This window comes from Vibrio sp. 1288 (assembly GCF_033344475.1).
Map to the genome: position 1 here is coordinate 1 of NZ_JAWPOX010000517.1, position 704 is coordinate 704.

Sequence of the window (704 nt, forward strand, 5' to 3'; positions counted from 1 at the left end):
CTGAATAATGTGGGTTAGGGCTGAAGTCGTTGCCATGGTTATACCTCCTCGCTCACTTTGACAAATTCAGAAATCGTATGCGTTTCAATATGATCAGAACCATCTCGGTTACGACTAACGTTCTGTTGGTAGCGATACAAAATGCCTTGCTCCCAGTTGGCTCCCGCCGGTAAGTATTCCCAAGTGGTGTAGTTGATTTCTGCCGGAGTGGTTGACCAGCGCACCATGATGTTCATTTGCGCCAAATTGGCTTTCGGTTCGTCATTGTTTACCCACCACATATCGGCAAACTCGCGGGTGACATCTTGGGTGTATAGGCTTGCATCGGTTGGGCAGGTCTCGGCGCTGCGTGGCAATCGCATCACTTGTTGGGGGCGCATTAACAGACACGATTGTGTCATGGATTGCTGATGGTATTGGGTTTGCTGCCACACGCCGAGGTAGTCGATGTCGTGTTCGCTGGTGTTAGGGTAGGAAAACCACAGCATTTCAGTGCGGTTGCTGTGTTGGATGTGTTTGTTGCGCCCGAGACCTTGTACTTTCTCCATAAAGAGCTCAGTGCTTGGGTCAAAATTCATCGCGACTGAGCGATATTTCCAGTCGCCTTCATCGTCAAAGTCTTCGAGAGAGAAGCCGTTCAAGTCGTTGCGGGTGCATCCTGTGATAGAGCAACCAACAAGGTTAAACCAATCCGCAAATTTGCT

The 704-nt window shown here is 49.6% G+C and carries 1 pseudogene; it reads right to left on the reverse strand.

Annotated elements, in window-relative coordinates:
• Positions 1-38: 38 nt before the first annotated feature.
• Positions 39-704 (reverse strand): annotated as a pseudogene (locus R8O11_RS27745) (chromosome partitioning protein ParA); the annotation flags it as partial.